The organism is Kocuria aegyptia, assembly GCF_039530085.1.
In the GTDB taxonomy this organism is placed as follows: domain Bacteria; phylum Actinomycetota; class Actinomycetes; order Actinomycetales; family Micrococcaceae; genus Kocuria; species Kocuria aegyptia.
This window is the reverse complement of sequence record NZ_BAAAOA010000021.1, coordinates 1-6202: the sequence shown is the minus strand read 5'-3', so window position 1 is coordinate 6202 and position 6202 is coordinate 1. Positions and strand designations below refer to the sequence as shown.

Genomic DNA, 6202 nt, shown 5'->3' with positions numbered 1-6202 from the left:
CTGGGGCCGGGTGGCCTACTTTTCGAGGAGCGGAACTGGCCTACTTTTCAAGGAGCACCGACACCCCCGCGCACACCGTGAGGCATTCACCATGCCCCAAGCCGCACGCCAAGTCACCGAGTCTGCTGACGCCGCGACAGTCCCCTGGCTTCGGTTGAGATTTACACGGTCCAGGGATCCTGCTCGTGGTTCTGTTCGAGTTCCTGCCCCATGCGTGCGAGGTCCTCGGCCGTGTAGGTCGCGGTGATCTGGACGTCGTTGCCTCCGCCGAGCACGTTGCGGAACTTCAGGCCCCGCAGCAGTGCCCCGGGCAAGGGACGGTAGGTGGTGCGCCCGTCCCGTACCGGGCGCACCCGGACCCCGTGGCGTACCGCCATGGCGTGCAACCAGATGTCATCACCCATCGGTGCGCACCGGGCGAAAGCATCGCCGGCCTCACGCAGCAGCTGCACCATCCGAGGTGGGTAGAGCACCCCGGAGATCCCGGTGGGGAACGTACGATAGGACGCCACCGGCGGGGCCCCAGGGGCCCATCGGGTATAGGGCAGGATCTTTCCGTCCTGCATGCCGATGCGGTGGGCCCGGTGGGCGATCACCTCATCAGGATGGGCCTGGTGAACGGCCAGTAGTTCCGCCAGCCAGGCCTCGCCGTAGAACACATCGTCTCGGCGGTCACCAACGGCAACTCATGGTCGGCCTGGGAGCAGGCGTAGGGGTAGTACTTCTTGTGCGGACCCCAATCGGCCGCGTGCCGGATCTCCAGGCCTCGCTCCACCAACCGGGCCAGCGGCGCCGGCGGATGCGCCACGACCTCGGCGTCGGCCAGCCACAGGATCAGCCGCTGCGGGCGCACGCTCCCACGCGCGATAGCCTCCACCGCCAGGTGCACAGCACGAATCCGACGCCCGTAGGAGGTCAAACAGACCACCACGGGCGCATCCCCGCAGACGGGATCTATGGTCCAGCGGTTGCGGTAGGCGAACCAGAAGACACTGGGGCTGGTGACCGCTGCGTGCAGCCACTCCCGAACCGCCCCTGGAGGGCGCAGCCACCCCACGAGGTGGCGCAGTCGACGCCCCAGATCCCGCAGCGGCACACGCGTTGATGGTCGGCGCACAGGCATTCCTCCACGATCTGCAACGGCAATCGCCCCAGCCTATGTATTGCTCATGGCCCTGCCCAGAAGAGGCTTCGTGCTGCGGATTTCGCTCCTGCTGTGCTCTGCACTGCGTGTCATGGGTGCATCCGAGTGCCGGCATGTTGATCGGGGTAACTGGCAGTGGCAGGACTCCTACCAAGGCGTCCACCACGATGTGCAGCCGTTGGCCGGCTCACCGGCAATCCCCACGGAGGATCCCCGACCGCAGCACGGCCCGCTGTCCACTGGCCATATGCAAAGACGGAGGGGCGTCCAACTGTTATTGCAGGGCGGAGGTGAGCCGGGCGAGGTTGTCCAGGTATTTCTGGTGCCGGGGTCGGGCCAGCCAGTCGCCCAGGTCCAGTTCGTGGCTGTCCTCGTGGTAACTGTCGACGAGGGCGTGCATGCGGGTGAGGAAGCCGGGGTCGATGACCATGAGGTTGACCTCGTGGTCCAGGGCGAAGGAGCGGATGTCCATGTTGGAGGAGCCCACCACCGCGACCTGCTCATCGGCCAGGACGAACTTGGCGTGCAGCACCCAAGGGGCGGGATAGAGAAAGATGCGCACTCCGGCGCGGATCAGCTGCTCGTAGTAGGAGCGCTGGGCGTGATGGGTCAGTGCGTGGCTGGAGGTCTCCCCCACGTAGAGCCGCACCTCCACTCCCCGGCCGACGGCGGTGCGCAAGGCGGTGAGCAGCGCTTCGTCGGGCACGAAGTAGGGGGTGCACACCGTGATCTTCTCCTGGGCGCAGGCGAAGACGTGGTGGAACAGTTCCCGGTTGGACTGCTGGTCCCACCCCGGCCCCGAGGGCAGCACCTGACAGGCCACCCCGCCCGGGGACGGGACAGGGACCGGTGCCGGGGTTCGGCCCAGGATCATGTCATCGGTCTCACAGGACCAGTCGGTGGCGAAGACGGCGTTCAGGTGGCCGACCGCGGGGCCTTGAACCCGCAGCATCAGTCCCACCCACTGCAGGTGCTTCTTCCGGTTCTTCTTCTTGTTGTAGCTGCGGTCGATGACGTTCATCGACCCGGTGAACGCCACGGCGCCGTCGATCACCAGGATCTTGCGGTGGTTGCGCAGGTCCGGGCGCTGGTACTCCCCGCGCCAGGGGCGTACCGGCAGCATCCGCCGCCAGTCGACCCCGGCCTCGTTGAGGCGGTGCACGAGCTGTTTGTATCCGGGGTAGCTCACCGAGCCGAGGTGGTCGATGAGCACCCGCACGGTGATCCCGCGGGCCTGGGCGTCCTCCAGGGCGGCGATCACGGGTTCGGTCGTGTCATCGGCCACGGCGATGTAGAACTGGAAGTGCACGTAGTGCTCCGCACCCCGGATGGCCTCGGCCATGGTCTGCAGGGACTCCTCGTAGTCGTCGAGGACCTCGATCCGGTGACCGCCGGCCAGGGGAAAGGCCCCGTTGCTCCGGTTCAGCCGCACGGCTTGGGTGATCCACGGCCGCATCCTTCGGGAGTCCTCCAGCCCGGTGCCGGACGCGGTCTTCTCAACGAGGTCGGGGGCTTGGCGTTGTTTCTCCTTGCGCCGGCGCGGGAGGTCGGCCCGCCCGAACACCAGATAAGCCACGATGCCCAGGATCGGGAGCATGAAGATGATCAGCAGCCAGCCCCACCCCGCACCTGCGGTGCGGTTGTGAGGCACGATCCCGGCAGCGAGGAGCCCGATGAGCACGGTGGCCGCGATGATGACCACGCTCACCCACTGGGGAGGTGTCTCCAGCAGGAACTGGATCACGGTGACGCCTCCTGGTCCGGGCGGGTACCCAGCAGGACGTTCAGTCCCCAGCCCAGGGCGGTGATGAGCACGATCGCCCCGGCCATCGAGGCCAGTTGGATCGGTGTGGTGAGGATGCCCAGGCTCACGATCAGCGTGGTGGCCCCGGCCGGTGGGTGCGGCGTCTTGGCCCAAGTGAGCACCAGCGTGGTCAGCGCCACCGACAGGGCCCCGGCCAGCAAATAGGCCGGGGTGAGCCCTCCGGTGGGGGCGGAGGGATCGTCCTGCAGCCCCAACCCGTAGAGCACCGCGGCCCCGGCCAGCAGCCCCACCCCGTGCCCGACGAGGGCGTTGAGCGGGCGCGAAGCTCTCTGTTGAGGGGATTCGAAGAACAGCATCACCGTGGGTCCCAGGCTGGGGAACAGCCACGGCTGATGCAGCAGCAGCCCCACCACCCCGGTGGCGGCGAGCACGACCAGGGAGAGCAAGGCGGCGTACAGGGCCGCACCAGGGCGGTTGCCCCGGATCCTGGTGGCAACGGGCACGGAGCGTCCGTCCGGAGGTCTCATTCGGCGACGATCAGGGCCTGCGGAGCCGCCTGCTTCATCCGCGTCGAGAGCCAGTGCAGCTGGGTGGTGGTCTCGCCCTCGCAGCGTTCCACGACGTCGATCAGCTCGGCGTCGCGCAGACCTTGGGCGGCTTGTTTCACCGCGGTCCAGGTGATGTCCACGAGGCTGGCCAGCAGGTAGAGGTCCTGCAGGTCCCGCAGCAGCCCCACAGGCCCGGAGCGGGTCTCGGACAAGCCCTCGGCGTGCAGGCGTTCGGGCTCGTCGTCCTCATCCACCTCGCCGTAGCGCTCGACGATCGGGGCCAGGGCCTGCTCGTGGGCCTCGCACTGGTCAGCCAGGGCCCGGCAGAGGTAGTACACGTCGGGTTCGGCGCCGTGGCCCTCGGCGACCTGGCGGAAGGAGGCCGCCAGGGTCCGCTCGGAGCGGTGGAGCAGGCCCAGGTACACGGGCAACTTCATGCTCTCTCCTCCTTCGTGGCCACGGCCGGCGGATCGGTCGGGGCGATGGTCTCGTCCACCTCGGCCGCCGCCCCGCCCACGGTGGCCGGAACGCGCCCGCCCCGGGCCGGGCGGGAGGCGGTAGTCGTGGGGGCCGGGGCCGGGCCGGTGGACCCGGCGACCTTGGTCACCCGCACGGCGGCGGTCTTGAACACCGGCTGCTTCGACACCGGGTCCCACTCGGTGAGCGTCAGCTCGTTGGCCGCCCGGTGGCGCTGCTGCGGATCACGACCGGTCGGGTCGGAGGTGTCCCAGTAGCCGTAGTGGAAAGGCGCGAACACCGTCCCGGTGCGCACGTCCCCGACCCGCACGGGGGCGGTGAGGTGCCCGCGCGGGGACTCCACCCGCACCACGTCGCCCTCGACCAGCCCGAGGTCCCCGGCGTCGGCCACGGAGATTTCCACCCAGGCGTCCGGGGCGGCCCCGTCGAGCTGGGCGGCGCGCCCGGTCTTGGTTCGGGTGTGGAAGTGGTAGACGGTCCGGCCGGTGGTGTAGCGGAAAGGGTAGTCCTGGCGTGGGGGCTCGTGGGTGCCCTGGTAGGGGGCGGTCTTGAACAGGGCGCGACCGTCGGGGGCCATCGCCCGGTAGGCCTGCGGCCCGACGGTGGCGCCGGTGGTGAGGTCGTGGCCGTAGGTCTCGCTGTCGTCGCCGTGGGTGGGGAACACCCCGTCCGCGTAGAGGCGCACGGTCCCGTCGGGGTGCTCTTCGTTGACCGGCCAGGGGATCCCGCTGCCCCCGCGCAGCCTCTCGTAGGTGATGCCGGTGTAGTCGCACAGCCGGCCGCGGGTGCAGTCCCGCCAGGCGTTGAACCCCTCCTCGGGCCCGGACCAGTCCAGCAGCGGCCTCCCCGAGCGGGTGCGGAAGCCCATGCGCCGGGAGTAGTCCAGGAAGATCTCCAGGTCGCTGCGGGCCTCCCCCGGCGGGTCCACGGCCTGCTCCGACAGGTGCACGGTGCGATTGACGTTGGTGAAGGTGCCGGTCTTCTCGCCCCAGGCCGCGGCCGGCAGCACCACATCGGCGTAGCGGGCGGTCTCGGTCAGGTACAGGTCCTGGACCACCAAGAACAGGCTGTCCTTCGCGAGGATCTCCCGGATCCTGGGCAGCTGCGGCATCGACACCGCCGGGTTGGTCGCCGAGACCCACAGGAACTCGATGGAGCCCTGCTCGACGTAGCGGAAGATCTGCGCCGCGTGGGTCGGTGGCGCCCAGTGCGGGATCACGAGCGGATCGACGTCCCACAACTCCGCCAGCTGCCGGATGTGCTCCGGGTTCTCCCAGTTGCGGAAGCCCGGCAGGTCCCCGTCGGCGCCGGTCTCGCGGGTGTTCTGGGCGGTGGGCTGGCCGTTCATCTGCAGGATCCCGCACCCCGGTCTCCCGAGCAGGCCCCGGAGCAGGTGGAGGTTGTTGACCTGGCAGGCCGAGGCTGTGGCCTGGGAGGACTGGTAGAAGCCCTGCAGCACGGTCGAGAGCACCCGCTGGGAGGTGCCGAAGATCCGGGCGGCCTCGACGACGTCGGCGGCGGCGACCCCGCACTCGGACGCCACGGCCTCCGGAGTCCAGGGCTCGATCTGCTCTGCCAGGTCCTCGAAGCGCAGGGTGTGGGCGCCGATCCACTCCTCGTCGATCCACCCCTGAGTGATGACCTCGCGGATCAGTCCGTGCATCAGCGCCAGGTTGGTGCCCGGGCGTACCGCCAGGTGCACGTCGGCGTGCCGGGCCACCTCGGTCTGCCGCGGGTCCACGCACACCACCTTCGGGCGGTCCGGGCCGGCGAGCCGGTCCAGGACCCGGGCCCACAGCACGGTCTGGGTCTCGGCCATGTTGTGCCCGAACAGGAAGATCGCCTCGCACTCGTCGATGTCCACGTAGCTGCCCGGCTGACCGTCGGAGCCGAAGGACTCCTTCATGGCCGCCGCCGCCGTGGCCGTGCACAACCGGGTGTTGCCGTCCATGTGCGGAGTGCCAATCCCGGCCTTGCCCAGGATCCCCAGGGCGTAGTATTCCTCCAAGAACAGCTGCCCGGAGGTGTAAAACCCGTGGGACAAGGGCCCTTTGTCCTTCAGCAACTGCTGGCTGCGGGCCACGATCCGCTCCATCGCGGTGGCCCAGTCCGTTTCCACGAGCTCCCCGTTCTCGCGGACCAGCGGCCGGGTCAGGCGATCCCGGTGGGCCACGCCCTGCCAGGAGGCGAACAGCCCCTTCGGCCCGAGCCGGCCGTGGTTGACGATGTCCACCGCCCGGCCGCGAACCCCGACCATGGTGCCGTCCT

The 6202-nt window shown here is 69.3% G+C and carries 6 protein-coding genes; all 6 read right to left on the bottom strand.

What is annotated here, in order from left to right; all coding sequences use genetic code 11:
• Positions 1–161: 161 nt before the first annotated feature.
• Positions 162–596 carry a hypothetical protein gene (locus ABD220_RS10195; protein ID WP_344122226.1) on the bottom strand — a complete coding sequence of 145 codons (435 nt, stop codon included), beginning with the start codon at positions 594–596 and terminating at the stop codon, positions 162–164.
• Positions 593–877 (bottom strand): hypothetical protein, encoded by a 285-nt coding sequence (locus ABD220_RS10190; protein WP_344122224.1) that lies wholly within the window; start codon positions 875–877, stop codon positions 593–595. The genes ABD220_RS10195 and ABD220_RS10190 overlap by 4 nt, the downstream gene beginning before the upstream one ends.
• A gap of 541 nt (positions 878–1418) precedes the next feature.
• A complete protein-coding gene (gene cls, locus ABD220_RS10185; protein WP_344122222.1) occupies positions 1419–2888 on the bottom strand; it encodes a cardiolipin synthase in 1470 nt (489 codons plus the stop codon).
• Positions 2885–3412 carry an HPP family protein gene (locus tag ABD220_RS10180; protein WP_344122220.1) on the bottom strand — a complete coding sequence of 176 codons (528 nt, stop codon included), beginning with the start codon at positions 3410–3412 and terminating at the stop codon, positions 2885–2887. The genes cls and ABD220_RS10180 overlap by 4 nt, the downstream gene beginning before the upstream one ends.
• A gap of 20 nt (positions 3413–3432) precedes the next feature.
• Positions 3433–3894, bottom strand: coding sequence for a hypothetical protein (locus ABD220_RS10175; RefSeq protein ID WP_344122218.1), 462 nt, complete (start codon positions 3892–3894; stop codon positions 3433–3435).
• On the bottom strand, positions 3891–6202 hold a 2312-nt coding region (locus ABD220_RS10170), incomplete at its 5' end, for a molybdopterin oxidoreductase family protein (RefSeq protein WP_344122216.1). The genes ABD220_RS10170 and ABD220_RS10175, both read right to left, overlap by 4 nt.

What these genes read in the sequence shown, in the direction of transcription:
- ABD220_RS10175 (WP_344122218.1), bottom strand. Translation starts at nt 3,894, where the DNA reads ATGAAGTTGCCCGTGTACCTGGGCCTGCTCCACCGCTCCGAGCGGACC.